Genomic DNA, 14623 nt, shown 5'->3' with positions numbered 1-14623 from the left:
TCACATTAAATACGTTATATCATAACTATTATTGATGAACGGTAATCAGCTTGAGATGTTGTCCATGTGCAGCGACCCCGTGTTATCCGTGCGTGATCTGCGCATTCAAATTGGCCGACAGGCCGTGGTCGATGGCCTCTCGTTTGACGTCATGTCCGGCGAGCGTATCTGCCTGCTGGGCGCGTCAGGGTCGGGTAAATCCTTTACTGCCAATGCGGTGCTCGGGCTGTTGCCGCCGGCGGCCACGGTGCAGGGCAGTATCCGTCTTCACGGCCGGGAAATCATCGCGACGCCGGCCGCACGGCGAATCAACGAAACACGGGTGGCCATGGTGTTTCAGGACTCGCTGTCGGCGTTGAACCCGCTAGCCTCCATTGGCTCTCAACTGTGCGAGCCGTTTATCCGCCACCACGGCCTGTCGCGCAAGAAAGCCACTGCGGCAGCGGTTGCCCTGCTTGAAGCCATGAAGCTTCACGACCCGGAGCGCCTTGTCAAACGCACCCCGGCGGAGCTTTCCGGCGGCCAGCGCCAGCGTGTATGCATTGCGCTGGCCATGGCCTGCAAGACATCACTGATGGTCGCCGATGAACCGACCACGGCGCTGGATGTAGTGACCCAGGCCCAGGTGCTGCGCGCCCTGCGTGAGCATACGGATGCCGCCCGGACCGCCCTTCTGTTCATCACCCACGATCTTCACGCAGCGGCGCAGCTTTGCCAGCGGGCGGTGATCATCGAGCGCGGCGAGATGATCGAAAGCGGCCCGCTCGATGCCCTGATCACTGCACCCAAGCACCGATTCACCCGCGAGCTGGTCGCCGCCGCGCATAGTGTGCAGCCTTCGCTGGCACGCCCTGCTGAGGCACTCCCTGAATATACTCCACACGACCTGTTGCAGAGCGCCTAGATGCAAAGCCTACTTTCGCCGAAAGACGACACCGCATTTCTCTCGACACGCGGCCTCTCTAAAAGCGTCACGCTGCCGCGTGACGTATTCTGGCGGGCGGGGGAACGCAGGCCGGTCATGAACGATATCGACCTTGCACTCTACCCTGGCGAGCGTGTGGGGCTGGTAGGCCTTTCAGGCTCGGGCAAGTCCACCCTGCTGCGCGCACTACTGGCCATCGAATCACCGGATAAGGGTAGCGTTGCCTGTCAGGGTAAAGTCGTGCGCCCGGCCTCGACAGCGAAGCTGCGCTGGTATCGCCAGGCGGTTCAGTATATTCCCCAGGACCCGGCCTCCTCGCTGGACCCACGCATGAGCGTACGCGCGCTGGTGGCCGAGCCGCTGGTCCGGCTGCGCGTTGAGTGTGACCCTGATGAACGTGCCAGGGAGGCGCTGGAGCAGGTAGGTCTGGGCGGGGCGTTTCTGGCGCGCAAGCCCCATGAGCTTTCCGGCGGCCAGGCCCAGCGGGTAGCCATTGCCCGAGCCATCGCCACCCGGCCGCGCTTTTTGCTGGCCGATGAGCCGCTGAGCGGCCTGGATTTGCCGGTGCGTACGCAGGTGATCGACGTGCTGCGCACGCTTTGCGAGGAGCGCGGCACCGGGCTCTTGCTGGTTTCCCATGATTTAGCCGTCGTCACCACGCTTTGCCGGCGTACCCTGGTGATGGATAACGGCCGGATCGTCGAAGACAGGCCGACCGCCGAACTATGGCGCGCGCCGGAGCACCCCGTCACACGAGACTTGATCAGTGCCGTTTCACAACTGCCCACCTGCGCCTACCCTCACTGTAATGCCGCCGAGGTAGTTCCGCTTCTGTAATGCCCTGGAGCACCGATTCAAAGCCCAATGCCTCCGGCGCCTTTCGCGCCCAGGTAACGATCTGCCCCATTACCCACGTACTCACAGGACGCTTTACCATGCTGCATCGCCCGCTTCGCCTCTCCCTGCCCGTTGCCCTTGTGGCGCCGCTGCTGCTTGCCGGCTGTTTTGACGAGCAGCGCGACACCGCGTCATCCGAGATGGGTGAGCGCCTCAGCGTGGCCATGCTGCAGCCGCCGCGTTCAGGGCTGACACCACTTTCCGATGATGCCTTCAAGCTATCGCGCTGGAGTGCTGCGGAGACGCTGATCCGCCTGGATGCCAACAGCGATCCTCAGCCGTTCCTGGCCACCGGGTGGGAGCAACTGGATGCCAGGACCTGGCGGTTTGTCGTGCGCGAAGGCGTGACGTTTCACGATGGCACGACGCTGACGGCCAGCGATGTAGTCAACTCGCTCACGGCGGCAACCCAGGCCATCCCCAAGCCGCGCATCCTCGATGGCGTCAGCATGACCATCGAGGCTGATGGGGACGATGCAGTGATCGTGCGTACCGAAAAGGACGACCCGCTGATTCCCAACCGTCTTTCCAGTCCGCAGTTGGCGATTCTGGCGGCCAGCGCCTACGGTGACGATGGCCGGATCAACCCTGTTGAAGCAGGTACCGGGCCATTTGTACTCAAGGAGATCAATGGCGTCACCAGCGCGCGTCTTGACCGCTTTGATGACTACTGGGGCGAGCCCGCCGCCGCGGCCGGCATCGATGCTGACTACGTATCCGACGGCACGGCTCGGGCAGCGGCGCTGCGCACCGGTGCAGCTGACGTGGTAGAGGCCGTTCCGGTCTCCCAGGTGGCGCTGCTCGATCCTGCCCTGATACACGAAGTGCCCATGCCACGCACCAACACGCTCTACCTGAATACGGCCAAAGGACCGATGGCAGACCCCAGCATCCGAGCGGCGGCGCGCGAAGCCATTGATCGCGCCGCTCTCGTGAATACGGTCTACGAAGGCCGCGCCGATACTGCCGAGGGCCTTTTGGGCCCGGCGCTGGCCTGGGCCAGCGACTACCGCGCACCGCTTGAAGCCCCCACCGCGCCCGGCGCACCAGATGGCGCCGAAATCACGTTGGCCACCTTTACTGACCGAGCCGAACTGCCCGAGGTGGCCGTACTGCTGGAACAACAACTGACGCGGGCAGGCTTCAGGGTCAATCAGGAGGTCCGCGAGTACGCCCACATAGAGGCCGATGCGCTGGCGGGCGAGTTTGACGCCTTCATCCTTTCCCGTGCCACGGTACTCGACTCCGGCGACCCGGTGGCTTACATGTTCAGTGACTTTGCCTGCGCGGGCTCGTTCAACATCGCGCAACTGTGCGACCCGGCGGTTGATGAAGCGCTCGCCTACGCCGCCGAACAGCCTACCGGCGAAGGGCGTCGTCAGGCGATCATGGCCGCCGAGGCCGCCATCCTGCGCACCGACGCGGCCGTCCCCATGCTGCATGAACGGGTGATTCAGGGCGAATCGGCTCGGATAGCGGGCGCCGAGCGCGACCCCCGCGAGCGGATGTTGATCACGGAAAAGACGGCCATCAATGCCGAAAGCGAGTCCTGAGGATAAGCGGCCATGATGACCACGACTGCCCGGCGCGGGAGGCATCACCTGCGCCTTGCGCCTTTCATTCCGCTGCTCTCACGCCTCGTTACCCTGGCCGGCGTCGTGGTGCTGGTCGGGCTGTTGCCGTGGCTTTCCGGCCGCGACCCGGCGCTCAGCATCTTGCGGGCGCGTTCGGCGGAGCAGGAGGCCACGCCCGAGGTGCTGGCCGCGATTCGCGCTCAGCTGGGCCTGGCGCAGGGCCCGCTCGATAAGCTCATGAGCTGGCTTGCAGGGCTACTGCACGGTGATGCGGGCAACTCCTGGGTCTCCGGCGCTCCGGTGCTGCCAGGCATGCTGAAAAGTGCCCAGGTGTCGATCACGCTGATGGCGTTTGGCATGCTGGTGGCCGTCATTGTCGCTGCGCTGATCTGCCTGCCGGTGGTGCGCCGTGGCGTGAACGGCCGCGTCAGCCGCTCCTCCGGGGCCGTTGGCGCCACCTTGACCGCACTGCCCGAGTTTCTGCTCGCGGCCGTGCTGCTGGTGGTGTTTGCCGCCTGGCTCAACTGGTTGCCGCCCTATGGCTGGCGCGGCCTGAGCCATGTCGTGCTGCCCGCGCTGGCACTCGGCCTGCCCGCAGGCGGCTTGCTGGGGCGGCTATTCAGCGACGGCCTCTCGGCAACGTTCACCGAACGCTGGGTAGCTACCTGGAGCGTGGCCGGCTTTTCACGCTGGCGCATCGCTCTGGCGGCGCTGCGTCGGACCCTGCCCAGCTTGATGCCTCAGGTGGGGATGGTCATGGTCGGACTGACCGGCGGCGCGATTGCCGTGGAGCAGGTGTTTTCCATTCCAGGCCTTGGTCGGGCGACCTTGGGCGCGGCGTCTGCTCAGGATATGCCGGCGCTGCAAACCGGCATCCTGATTCTGCTGATCATTGCCATCGTGCTGGGCAGCCTTGCCAATATTATCCGCGCGCTCCTGCTGGGCCGCGCATTCCGGCTAGGCGCCCTGCCGGTAGCACACGAGGAGCACAGCGTTCGGCGCCGCTCATGGGCGGTGCCTGTGCTGGCGATGATCCTGCTTCTGGTCCTGGTGGCAGCAGGCATTACCCGCGACCCGTTCAGCTCGGCGTTCATGCGCCTGGAAGCGCCCAGCCTCGCCTTGCCGCTGGGTGCCGATGGCACCGGGCGGGACATTCTGGCGCGTGTGGCTCACGGCGCCCTCTCTACCATGGGCATGGCCACGGTGGTGGTGTTCTTCTCGCTGGTGCTGGGGCTTCTGGTCGGCCTGGCCCCACGCCTTGCCACCGGCCCCATCGAGATCACCAAGGCGACCCCGCCCACCATCGCCGGGCTGATCGTGGCGGGCTTGATGGGCCCCAGCACCAGCGGCGCGATCATTGCCGTCACGGCGGTGGCCTGGGCGCCCCTGGCGGCGCATACCGCGGCGCTGGTTGCCGAAGTGAAAGCCCAGCCCCATGTGCGCATTACACCGATTCTGGGTGTCGGGCACGTTCGCCTGATGCAACGCTACATCTTGCCGGCAGTGCTTGGCCCGGTGTTTCGCCACGCCATGCTGCGCTTGCCGGGCGTAGCGCTGGCCTTGGCGGCCCTTGGCTTTCTGGGATTGGGACCACGCCCGCCTTCACCGGAGTGGGGGCTGGTACTTGCCGAAGGCATGCCCTATATCGAACGCGCCCCCTGGGCGGTGCTGATTCCAGCCTTGGCGCTGGTGCTGCTGTCCGTGCTGGCGGTGTCGCTTTCGAGCCTTGCAGGCTCAAGCAGGGCATAAAAAAACGCCCCCGATCTCTCGGGGGCGTCGCGTCTTGATGGGCAAGGGCTTACTCGTGATCGCCTGCCATCTGCATCTGGCGCAGCATGTAGTTCTGAATGCCTACCTGCTCGATCAACCGCAGCTCGGTTTCGATGTGATCAATGTGATCTTCTTCATCGGCGAGCAGATCGCGCAGCAGGTCGCGGGAAACGTAGTCTTTCACGCTTTCGCAGTAGGTGATGGCTTCAATGTAGTCGTTGCGGCCGTCGTGCTCGATGCGCAGATCGCTCTCCAGCATCTCCTTGACGTTCTCGCCGATATGCAGCTTGCCAAGATCCTGCAGGTTGGGAATACCTTCCAGAAACAGGATGCGCTCGATCAGCTTGTCAGCGTGCTGCATCTCTTCGATGGACTCGTCGTACTCCCACTTCGCCAGTGCCTTGAGGCCCCAATCCTTGTACATCTTGGCATGCAGGAAATACTGGTTGATGGCAATCAGTTCGTTACCCAACGCCTTGTTGAGATACTGAATTACCTTGGGATCACCTTTCATGACGTCACCTTTTCGTTGTAATGCCGGCAATTGATTCGATCAATCAAGCAGTTACGCTAGGGAAGGAGTATAGGCCACTCAAGGGTATACTCCCGGCTTTTCGAGAGTATAAACAAGCAATCAAAAAGATCAAATAAATCAGTTATTTGCTAACGATAACCCTAACAAGAGTGATTCGCGTCACACGGCATAAGCAAGACTCATGTCGGCTTGCATGCGCGCCTGTTGCAGCGCTTCTTTCGTCAACGATTTGGCAAAGCAGGCGCACTTGCCGCACTGGGTAGCACAGCCGGTGGCTTCGCGTACTTCTCGCCAGCTGCGCGCTCCGTCGCTCACCTGCTGACGTATCTGATGGTCGGTTACTCCCTTGCACACGCAAACGTACATGGCGACACCTCATGAATCACATGAGGCGAATGTAAATGATTCGCATACGTCTTATCAAGTAAAAAAAGATACCACTTCGTAGCGATTCCCTTTCAGCCATGACCTACCTGATGCAATACAGATGCTTAGGCTTTATTTTCACGCTAGCTAATACATGCTCCCTATAACGGATGCCGGACATCAGCACGTCGGTAACACGACCGTGCGGGTATCGGAAGCGATATCCGGCCAACTGCGGTGGTGGCGGTCGATGATCACCCACCAGTAGCCAAGGCCCAATGCCATAAGGGAAATCCAGGCCACGGTACAGCGTATCAGGCACTGCCGAGTGCTTGGTCGCTTGCCTTCTACGCTCTGCACACGCAGCCGCCACGCCTGCATGCCGAGTGTCATGCCGGCGCGGCGCCAGAAAAAACAGAAAAACAGCGTGGTGGCGGCAAGCAGCAGCAAGCGCAGGCTCCAGACGAACATAGCCGACGCCCCGACCGTCTGCACTGGCGGGCTGACGACCAGCTGGAAGAGCGCCAGATGCAGCGTGGCCATGATCAACCAGAGCGCCAGCACCAGCACGCCATCGTAGGCAAGTGCCCCTAGCCGGCGCGCCAGGCCGGCTGGTTCAGCCATTGCGGCGCAGGAACATGATCCCGACGCCGGCACACACCAAGGTGGGCACCAGCACCGCCCAGATGGGCGAAAAGCCAAAGATGGTGGACGCTGGCGCCAGCAGGTCCTGGACATACTTGAAGGAGAGCCCGGTCACGACGCCGTAGAATACCCGCGTGCCTGCCGCCACGGTGCGCAGCGGGCCAAACACGAAGGAGGCGGCAATGAGCACCAGAGAGCCCATGGTGAGCGGCATCAGCATCTTCTGCCAGAAGTAGAGAAGCGGCCTGTCTGCGGTAAGCCCCTGGGCCTGAAGATAGTTGGCATAGGCCCACAGCTCACTGGGCGCCTGGCTTTCGATATCGCGCAGCAGGCGCTCGAGCTGGGTAGGGGTAATATGCGTTTCCCAGAAGGCGCTTTCCTGAGTATCCGATTCGGTATAATCATCATAGATGCGCGTGGTGGTAATGTTTTCAAGCCGCCAGGCGCCCTCTTCCCAGTGCGCGCGCGAGGCGTGAGTCGCTTCCACCAGGCGGCGCTCGTCAAACCGGTAGCGGGTCAGATCAAGTACCACATCGTCGGCCCGAATGGCGCCAAACCGGTACACGCTGTCGCCCTCGAACTGCCAGCCGCTGCGGCTGGCGGGCTGGGCACTTTCCCCCTGGCGCTGCTCGAGACGCCACGCCTCGGCAAACTGCTCGGTACGCGGGCTGACGAATTCAGCCACCAGCAGCACGGCCACGACCACCACCAGTACCGGCTTCATCACGCCCCAGACGATACGCGCAAGCGAGCGGCCAGCGGCACGCATGACGGTCAGCTCGTTGCTGGATGCCATGCTGCCAAGGCCAATCAGCGCACCAATCAGCACCGCGACCGGGGCGTACTGATAAAACCGCCAGGGCGTGCGCATCAGCAGGTAAAACAGGACGTCCAGCGCCGAGTAGTTCGCCTCTACATGGCTCAGCTCGCCGATGTAGGCAATGGTGATATCCAGGCCCAGCAGGACGAACTGCACCACGACAATGGCGCCCAGCACGTTGCGGGCAATATAACGATCCAGACGATCGGCCAGTGTCAGCATTAACGCATCCCCTTGCGTTGTGAGCGCCATAAAAGCAGCAGACCCAGGGCGAAGAACAGCAGGTGAACCGGCCAGACACCTATCACCGTTGGCAGGGTTTGACTGCCAATGGCATCTACCGCTGCCAGCAGCAGACTCAAGTAGGCAACGTACAGAAAGACGGCGGGCAACAGTTTACCGAACCGGCCCTGGCGCGGGTTCACCCGAGAGAGCGGCTGGGCCAGCAAGGCCAGGATGAACACCATCAGCGGCAGGCCAGCCCGCCACTGAAACTGTGCCTGAGCACGCGGATTGGGGTCATCCCACAGCTCGGGGGTCGTGGCGTACTCCAGCGAGTCAAGCTCCTGAAGGCTGCGGCTCAAGCCAAGGCGCATGGTGTAGCGTTCGAAGGTCAGCCGCTGAGCGTCGTTACGCCCCGGCACCACGCCATAACGCTCGCCGTTTTCCAGCACCAGAAAGCGGCTGCCCGTTTCCATCCGAGTTTCCTGATACCCCGAGCCTGCCCGGGTAACGAAACTGTGCGGGCTGTCAGGACCGGGCTGCTCATGCACCAGCACTTCCTGCATTTGCGTGCCATCGCTGCTGAAATCGCTGATATAAGCCGTCCGCCCGCCGCCGAAGTCCTGAAACCGCCCTGGCGCCAGCACCGATACGTCAAGCCGGCTGCGCTGCTCCTCCAGGGTAGCCGCCGTCTGCAGCGCCCCGGCCGGTGTCAGCCACAGGCTGCAAAGGCCTACCAGTACCGCCACGATGGAGGCGGGCAGCAGCGTGACCCGCAACAGCCGCGTAGGGCTCATCCCGCAGGCGACCATCACAGTGATTTCACTGTTCATGTAAAGCTGGCCGTAGGCCAGCAGAATGCCCAGAAAGAACGCCAGCGGCAGCACCAGTTCCATGAAACCGGGCAGGTGAAAGAGCATCAGGCTGCCCAGGATGGTGACGGGAAAATCGCCCTCTGCAGCATCCGAAAAATAGCGGATAAACCGGCTGCCCATGATGACCAGCAGCAAAATGCCGGCGACCGCCGACATGGTGAGTAACACTTCACGAGTCAAGTACCGAAATAAAATCAATGCCCTCTCCGGCTAATCATGCAGGATGCCATGCAATGCGCGTATGGCTTGGGTACACTAAACGAACGCCCAGTAAGGGACATTATCCCGAATCCCTCGATGCTTGTCTTGTTGGAGACGTCATGGAATTTTCCGTTCAGACCGCCAATCCGGCCAAAGCCGAAACGGCTTGTCTCGTCATCCCCCTCTTTAAAGATAGTCACCTACTGCCCACCGCAGCCAGTCTGGACGACGCCAGCGAGCGCCTGATCGGCCAGTTGCTCGAGCGTGGCGACTTCGACGCCGGCCTTGGCAACGTGCAGATGATTCCCTTCGCGCCGGGCCTTTGCGCCGAGCGGCTTCTGCTTGTAGGCCTCGGCGAGCGCGAAAAGTGCCAGGAAGCGGCTTTTTTAAAAGCGCTGGACGCGGCCATGGCGGCGCTGATCAAGTTACCGGTGGATGAGGCAGGCATCGCGTTCAATGACGTTCCGCTGGAAAGCCGGGACAGCAGCTGGAAAGCCCGCAAGGTGCTGGAGGCCGCCGAACGTGCGGTCTATCGCTTCGACCAGTTCAAGTCACAGCCCGCCCCCTCCGCGCGTCTTGAAGCCATCACGCTGATCTGCGAACCGGAAAGCGCCACACTTGCCAAGCAGGGGGCTCGCATTGGCGCCGCCATCGGTCAGGGCATCAACTACACACGCACCCTGGGCAACCTGCCGGGCAATGTATGCACCCCACGCTACCTTGCCGAGCAGGCCGAGGAGCTGGGCCGGACCTCCAATGGCGCGCTGGACGTCGAGATACTCGACGAAGCGGCACTGGAAGCGCTCGGTGCGGGCTCGTTGCTCTCGGTCGGCCGGGGCAGCAACGAGCCTAGCCGCCTGATCGTCATGACGTACAACGGCGCGGCAGACCCTGACGAGGCGCCCCACGTATTGGTGGGCAAGGGCATCACCTTCGATACCGGCGGCATCTCGCTGAAACCCGGCGAAGGCATGGACGAAATGAAATTCGACATGTGTGGTGCCGCCAGCGTATTCGGCACCGTGAAGACGATGCTGGCCATCAAGCCCAGGCTCAACCTGGTATTCATTGTCGCCGCCGCCGAGAACATGCCGGATGGCCTGGCCACCAAGCCTGGCGATATCGTCAAGACCCTCAAGGGCCTGACGGTCGAAGTATTGAACACCGACGCCGAAGGCCGCCTGGTACTGTGCGATGCGCTGACCTACGCCGAGCGTTTCAAGCCGGCAAGCGTTGTCGATATCGCCACCCTCACCGGCGCGGTGATTATCGGCCTTGGCCATCACGCCACCGGCCTGCTCTCCAACGATGACGACCTGGCGCTTGACTTGCTGGAAGCCGGCGAAGCCGCCTGGGATCGCGCCTGGCACCTGCCGCTCTGGGATGAGTACCAGGAGCAGCTGGAATCCAACTTTGCCGATCTGGCCAACATCGGCGGGCGCCCGGCGGGCACGATCACCGCGGCATGCTTCCTGTCACGCTTTGCCGACCACTTCCCCTGGGCACACCTGGATATCGCCGGCACCGCCTGGCACTCGGGCAAGCAGAAAGGCGCCACCGGGCGCCCGGTAGGCCTGCTTTCCCAGTATCTGCTGGACCGCGAATCCGAAGCAGAGGTAGAAACCGGCAGCGCTTGACCCCGTTCAAGCACACAATGGTTGCCTTTGTGCGCTGCAACCGTTAAATCTGAACGCATTGGCGTGTGCCAGTCCTTCATGGCGCACGCTACCTCTAACGACACGCTCATGTTCGCCCTTCGGGGCCTGGCTCTAGCGGAGAAAACACGCCGTGCCCACTAGCTCTACATCTTTCGAGATTTTGCCGTCCAACCAGCCGACGGCCGACAGTATCCGTGACAACATCCTGGCCAGCCCAGGCTTTGGCAAGTACTTCACCGACCACATGGTCAATATCCGCTGGACGGTGAACGCCGACTGGCATGGCCACCAGGTGCGTCCCTACGGCCCGCTGACGCTGGACCCCGCGGCTTCGGTACTGCATTACGGCCAGGAAATCTTCGAGGGCATCAAGGCCTACCGCCATGCCGATGGCTCGGTCTGGACCTTTCGTCCGGAAAAAAACGCCGAGCGCCTGCGTAAAAGCGCCCGCCGCCTGGCTCTGCCGGAGCTAAGCGATGACGATTTCATCGGCTCTCTCAAGTCACTGCTGGCGCAGGATCATGCCTGGGTACCCGCACCGCAGAGCGACGCCGATGAGTGCAGCCTCTACCTTCGCCCGTTCATGATCGCAACAGAAGCCTTCTTGGGTGTGCGTCCGGCGCACGAAGTGGACTACTACGTGATCGCCTCCCCGGCGGCGTCCTACTTCAAGGGCGGCGTAAGCCCAGTGTCCATCTGGCTCTCCTCCCACTACAAGCGGGCCGCCGCCGGTGGTACCGGCTTTGCCAAGTGTGGCGGCAACTACGCGGCATCACTGGCGGCACAGAAGGAAGCCGAAGCGCACGGCTGCGGCCAGGTGGCGTTTCTGGACGCTGCGGAAAGCAAGTGGATCGAAGAACTCGGCGGCATGAACCTGTTCTTCGTCTTCAAGGATGGCCGCCTGGTAACCCCGCGCCTGACGGATACCATCCTGGAAGGCGTGACCCGCAACTCGGTACTCACGCTTGCCAAGGACATGGGCCTGACCCCGGAAGAGCGTCCGATCAGCATCGACGAGTGGCGCGAGGGCGCGGCATCGGGCGAGATCACCGAAGTCTTCGCCTGCGGCACGGCTGCGGTCATCACCCCGGTGGGCGAGCTGGTCACCGAAAACGAGCGCATTCGCGTCAACGGCGAGGGTGGCTGTGAAGTAGCCATGCGCATTCGCAAGACGCTTCTGGATATCCAGTACGGGCGCAGCGAAGACAAGCACGGCTGGCTGACCCAGCTGGTGTAACGCCTCTCGCCGCCGCTTACCGCGGCGGCGAGCGTTTTAAAGAGCTGGAGCCGCCATGGCGCGCATCGATTTCTATATCCTTCCCGACACCACCCTTGAAGCACGGCTGGCGTTTGCCTGCAAGCTGGCGGAAACCATCTGGCGCAAGGGCTATCGGCTGCACCTGCACTGCGAAGACAAGGCCCTGGCCGAACAGGCCGACGAGGCGTTGTGGAATTTCCGTGAAGACGCCTACCTGCCCCACGCCCTGGAAGGCAGCGAGCTGGCCGCAAGCGTGCCGGTCATCCTGGGCTGGCAGCAACTCCCGGTGCCCAGCGAAGAAACCGCGCTCTTGAACCTGCACCCCGAGATTCCTGATGGCGTCGAGCGCTACGCACGCATCGCCGAAATCATCAACCAGCACCAGGACGTGCTGGTCGCCAAGCGCGCCTGCTGGCAGCGCTACAAGGAGCTCGGCCATGACGTGGTGCCGCACAAGCTTGGGTAGCCAACACGAGTTTCCCTATGGACGATAAACCTATTTCAATGACACCACCGCCGGAAGGATACGCCGACTGGCTGGCTGAATTGAAGGACCGCATTCATAACGCCCAGCAGCGGGCGACACAAGCCGTCAACCGGGAGCTGGTGCTACTCTACTGGCAGATTGGGCAGGATATTCTCCGCCGTCAGGCCGAACAGGGCTGGGGCGCCAAGGTAATAGATCGATTGGCGCATGATCTGCGTACGGCCTTTCCTGAAGGGAAAGGGTTTTCCAGAGCAAACTTGATGTATATGCGCGCGTTTGCCGAGGCTTGGCCAGACGCCGAAATTGTCCAACAGGCTGTTGGACAATTACCCTGGGGTCACAACCTGGCGCTGTTGAGCAAGCTAAAAGAGCCCGCCGAACGCTTGGCTTATGCACACGCTGCTTTGGAGCATGGGTGGTCACGCAATGTACTAGTGATGCAGATTGAAACCCGCCTGCTGGAGCGCCAAGGAGCTGCGATTACCAATTTTGATGCCCGCTTACCCAAGCCACAATCTGATTTGGCACGCGAGTCGCTGAAGGATCCTTACCGGTTTGATTTTCTGGGGCTGGCTGCCGAGTCGCAGGAGCGCGAAGTGGAAGAGGCTTTAGTGCGCCATGTCACGGAGTTCTTGCTGGAGCTAGGGGCGGGCTTTGCCTTCGTCGGCCGGCAGGTCATATTGGATGTGGGCGGCGAAGAGTTTTTCATCGATCTGCTCTTTTATCATCTCAAGTTGCGTTGCTATGTGGTCATAGAGCTGAAGACCGGCAAGTTCAAGCCCGAACACCTGGGACAACTGGGCTTTTATCTTACGGCGGTTGATCGCCAGCTAAAAGCTGAGCAAGACAACCCAAGCATTGGCCTGCTGCTGTGCAAGAGCAAGAACAAGGTGGTGGCGGAGTATGCGTTAAGCGACAAATCCCAGCCAATGGGCATTGCCGAATACAAGCTACTGGAATCGCTGCCTTCCGAGTTGCAGACCGGCCTGCCTAGTATTGAACAGATCGAGCAGGAGTTGGGCGAGACAAAAGGCTAGCTAAAGCATTGCCGCACAAACTGGACCGAAACATCTGCCCCTCCCAGGCCAAGAGGCTGATAATAACTAATTAGTATAAGGGGTCATGATGTCTACCTCCGTTCTCACCCGCTACCCTCTCGCCGTGATCGTCATCGCCCAGCTGTTCGGCACCTCGCTGTGGTTCAGCGTCAACGGCGTGGGCCTGGCGCTGCAGGAGGCCGTGGGCCTTGGCGAGGGTGATCTGGGTATGCTCACCATTGCCGTTCAGGCCGGGTTTATCAGCGGTACGCTGCTGATTGCCACGACAGGCCTTGCCGACCGCGTGCGGGCAAGCCACTTGTTTGCGCTCTCCGCCGTGCTTGGCGCGCTCGTCAATGCCGCGTTCATTGGTGTCGTTGGCAGCGTGACGCTGGCCGCCGTGGCCCGATTTGCCACCGGGCTCTGCCTTGCAGGTATCTATCCGCTGGGCATGAAGCTGGTGGTAAGCTGGACACCCAGGCACGCCGGGGCCGCGCTTGGCTGGCTTGTCGGCATGCTGACGCTCGGCATTGCCTCGCCCCACCTGCTGCGCGGCTTGACGCTGCACCTGCCCTGGCAGTGGCCGCTGCTGCTGGCATCGCTTCTCGCCCTGCTGGCCGCAGCGCTGATCCTGCGCCTGGGCGTTGGCTCTCACCTGCCCGCCAGAGCCACCGGTGGCCGCCCCTGGGACGGGCTTGCGGCCTTCAAGCAGCGCGCGTTTCGCCAGGCCTCACTTGGCTATTTCGGCCACTGCTGGGAGCTTTACGCCTTCTGGGCCCTGGTACCCTTTCTGGTGGCTCGCGAGCTTGGCAGGCTCGATCTCTCGGCAGGGCTTCAGCCGTGGCTCAGCTTTCTGGTGATTGCGCTGGGGCTGCCTGGCTGCGTATGGGCAGGAAAGTGGAGCCGCCAGGCCGGCAGCGCACGAGTCGCGTTTGTGGCACTGCTGACCTCCGGTGCGCTTTGTCTGGTGTATCCGCTGTTGGCTGGTGCCTCGCCTTGGCTGCTGCTGGTACTGCTGGGCGTCTGGGGGGTGAGCGTGATTGCCGATTCGGCGCAGTTCTCCGCGCTGGCCTCGGCCTACGCCCCGCCCGAGCGGTTGGGTGCGGCGCTTTCGATGATGAATGCCATCGGCTTCGGGCTGACCATTCCGTCCATCGCGCTGGTCACCACGCTATGGACGAGCCAATCGTTGATGGTCATCTGGTGGCTGCTGCCGGGGCCGGTGCTTGGGCTGCTTGCCATGCGAGAGCTGAATCGCCGCGCAGCCAGGGCCTGACGCCTTGCGCCTTATCGCGCTATACTTATCGCCATTTTTTTCGACCCTATTTTTATGAATTCCCTGCTTTCCTCCGG

At 62.2% G+C, this 14623-nt stretch carries 14 protein-coding genes; 9 read left to right on the top strand and 5 right to left on the bottom strand.

The features are described 5' to 3' along the window. The first annotated feature begins 64 nt into the window (after window positions 1–64). The 4 genes from HW452_RS06120 to HW452_RS06105 are packed head-to-tail and all read left to right on the top strand — an operon-like array spanning window position 65 to window position 5145. The gene (locus HW452_RS06120) at window positions 65–904 is read left to right on the top strand and encodes an ATP-binding cassette domain-containing protein (protein WP_224105216.1); all 840 of its coding nucleotides are present in this window, start codon (window positions 65–67) and stop codon (window positions 902–904) included. Beyond that, window positions 905–1762 (top strand): ABC transporter ATP-binding protein, encoded by an 858-nt coding sequence (locus HW452_RS06115; RefSeq protein ID WP_224105215.1) that lies wholly within the window; start codon window positions 905–907, stop codon window positions 1760–1762. Further along, the gene (locus HW452_RS06110) at window positions 1762–3375 is read left to right on the top strand and encodes an ABC transporter substrate-binding protein (RefSeq protein ID WP_224105214.1); all 1614 of its coding nucleotides are present in this window, start codon (window positions 1762–1764) and stop codon (window positions 3373–3375) included. Before HW452_RS06115 ends, HW452_RS06110 begins: the two co-directional genes overlap by 1 nt. 12 nt (window positions 3376–3387) lie before the next feature. Then, a complete protein-coding gene (locus HW452_RS06105) occupies window positions 3388–5145 on the top strand; it encodes an ABC transporter permease subunit (protein ID WP_224105213.1) in 1758 nt (585 codons plus the stop codon). 49 nt (window positions 5146–5194) lie between these two features. Here the strand turns inward: HW452_RS06105 and bfr are convergent, their stop codons facing one another. The 5 genes from bfr to lptF all read right to left on the bottom strand — a co-directional run bounded on the left by bfr (window position 5195) and on the right by lptF (window position 8827). After that, window positions 5195–5680: a bacterioferritin gene (bfr, locus tag HW452_RS06100; protein ID WP_224105212.1), complete on the bottom strand. Its 486-nt coding sequence runs from the start codon at window positions 5678–5680 to the stop codon at window positions 5195–5197. A 180-nt stretch (window positions 5681–5860) separates the two neighbouring features. After that, window positions 5861–6067, bottom strand: coding sequence for a (2Fe-2S)-binding protein (locus tag HW452_RS06095; protein ID WP_224105211.1), 207 nt, complete (start codon window positions 6065–6067; stop codon window positions 5861–5863). A gap of 180 nt (window positions 6068–6247) precedes the next feature. Then, entirely contained in the window at window positions 6248–6691 is a 444-nt protein-coding gene (locus HW452_RS06090; protein ID WP_224105210.1) for an RDD family protein, read from the bottom strand. Continuing rightward, a complete protein-coding gene (lptG, locus tag HW452_RS06085; RefSeq protein ID WP_224105209.1) occupies window positions 6684–7754 on the bottom strand; it encodes an LPS export ABC transporter permease LptG in 1071 nt (356 codons plus the stop codon). Before lptG ends, HW452_RS06090 begins: the two co-directional genes overlap by 8 nt. Then, window positions 7754–8827, bottom strand: a complete 1074-nt coding sequence (gene lptF / locus HW452_RS06080) for an LPS export ABC transporter permease LptF (RefSeq protein WP_224105208.1) — start codon at window positions 8825–8827, stop codon at window positions 7754–7756. The genes lptG and lptF overlap by 1 nt, the downstream gene beginning before the upstream one ends. A 122-nt stretch (window positions 8828–8949) precedes the next feature. Here lptF and HW452_RS06075 point away from each other — a divergent pair, with 122 nt between their 5' ends. From HW452_RS06075 to HW452_RS06055, 5 genes are all read left to right on the top strand, one after another. Continuing rightward, window positions 8950–10467: a leucyl aminopeptidase gene (locus tag HW452_RS06075; protein ID WP_224105207.1), complete on the top strand. Its 1518-nt coding sequence runs from the start codon at window positions 8950–8952 to the stop codon at window positions 10465–10467. Between the two features lie 151 nt (window positions 10468–10618). Then, window positions 10619–11725 (top strand): branched-chain amino acid aminotransferase, encoded by a 1107-nt coding sequence (locus HW452_RS06070; protein WP_224105206.1) that lies wholly within the window; start codon window positions 10619–10621, stop codon window positions 11723–11725. A 55-nt stretch (window positions 11726–11780) separates the two neighbouring features. Beyond that, window positions 11781–12212, top strand: coding sequence for a DNA polymerase III subunit chi (locus HW452_RS06065; RefSeq protein WP_224105205.1), 432 nt, complete (start codon window positions 11781–11783; stop codon window positions 12210–12212). A gap of 17 nt (window positions 12213–12229) precedes the next feature. Next, the gene (locus tag HW452_RS06060) at window positions 12230–13270 is read left to right on the top strand and encodes a PDDEXK nuclease domain-containing protein (RefSeq protein WP_224105204.1); all 1041 of its coding nucleotides are present in this window, start codon (window positions 12230–12232) and stop codon (window positions 13268–13270) included. Between the two features lie 88 nt (window positions 13271–13358). Continuing rightward, window positions 13359–14546: an MFS transporter gene (locus tag HW452_RS06055; RefSeq protein ID WP_425348088.1), complete on the top strand. Its 1188-nt coding sequence runs from the start codon at window positions 13359–13361 to the stop codon at window positions 14544–14546. Window positions 14547–14623 lie beyond the last annotated feature (77 nt).

It is taken from the genome of Vreelandella aquamarina, assembly GCF_020075495.1.
Classification (GTDB): domain Bacteria; phylum Pseudomonadota; class Gammaproteobacteria; order Pseudomonadales; family Halomonadaceae; genus Vreelandella; species Vreelandella aquamarina_A.
This window is presented reverse-complemented; position numbering and strand designations above follow the sequence as displayed.

Coding starts and splice junctions, on each gene's coding strand:
- HW452_RS06120 (WP_224105216.1), top strand. CDS start 65: ATGTGCAGCGACCCCGTGTTATCCGTGCGTGATCTGCGCATTCAAATT.
- HW452_RS06115 (WP_224105215.1), top strand. CDS start 905: ATGCAAAGCCTACTTTCGCCGAAAGACGACACCGCATTTCTCTCGACA.
- HW452_RS06110 (WP_224105214.1), top strand. CDS start 1,762: ATGCCCTGGAGCACCGATTCAAAGCCCAATGCCTCCGGCGCCTTTCGC.
- HW452_RS06105 (WP_224105213.1), top strand. CDS start 3,388: ATGATGACCACGACTGCCCGGCGCGGGAGGCATCACCTGCGCCTTGCG.
- bfr (WP_224105212.1), bottom strand. CDS start 5,680: ATGAAAGGTGATCCCAAGGTAATTCAGTATCTCAACAAGGCGTTGGGT.
- HW452_RS06095 (WP_224105211.1), bottom strand. CDS start 6,067: ATGTACGTTTGCGTGTGCAAGGGAGTAACCGACCATCAGATACGTCAG.
- HW452_RS06090 (WP_224105210.1), bottom strand. CDS start 6,691: ATGGCTGAACCAGCCGGCCTGGCGCGCCGGCTAGGGGCACTTGCCTAC.
- lptG (WP_224105209.1), bottom strand. CDS start 7,754: ATGCTGACACTGGCCGATCGTCTGGATCGTTATATTGCCCGCAACGTG.
- HW452_RS06075 (WP_224105207.1), top strand. CDS start 8,950: ATGGAATTTTCCGTTCAGACCGCCAATCCGGCCAAAGCCGAAACGGCT.
- HW452_RS06065 (WP_224105205.1), top strand. CDS start 11,781: ATGGCGCGCATCGATTTCTATATCCTTCCCGACACCACCCTTGAAGCA.
- HW452_RS06060 (WP_224105204.1), top strand. CDS start 12,230: ATGGACGATAAACCTATTTCAATGACACCACCGCCGGAAGGATACGCC.
- HW452_RS06055 (WP_425348088.1), top strand. CDS start 13,359: ATGTCTACCTCCGTTCTCACCCGCTACCCTCTCGCCGTGATCGTCATC.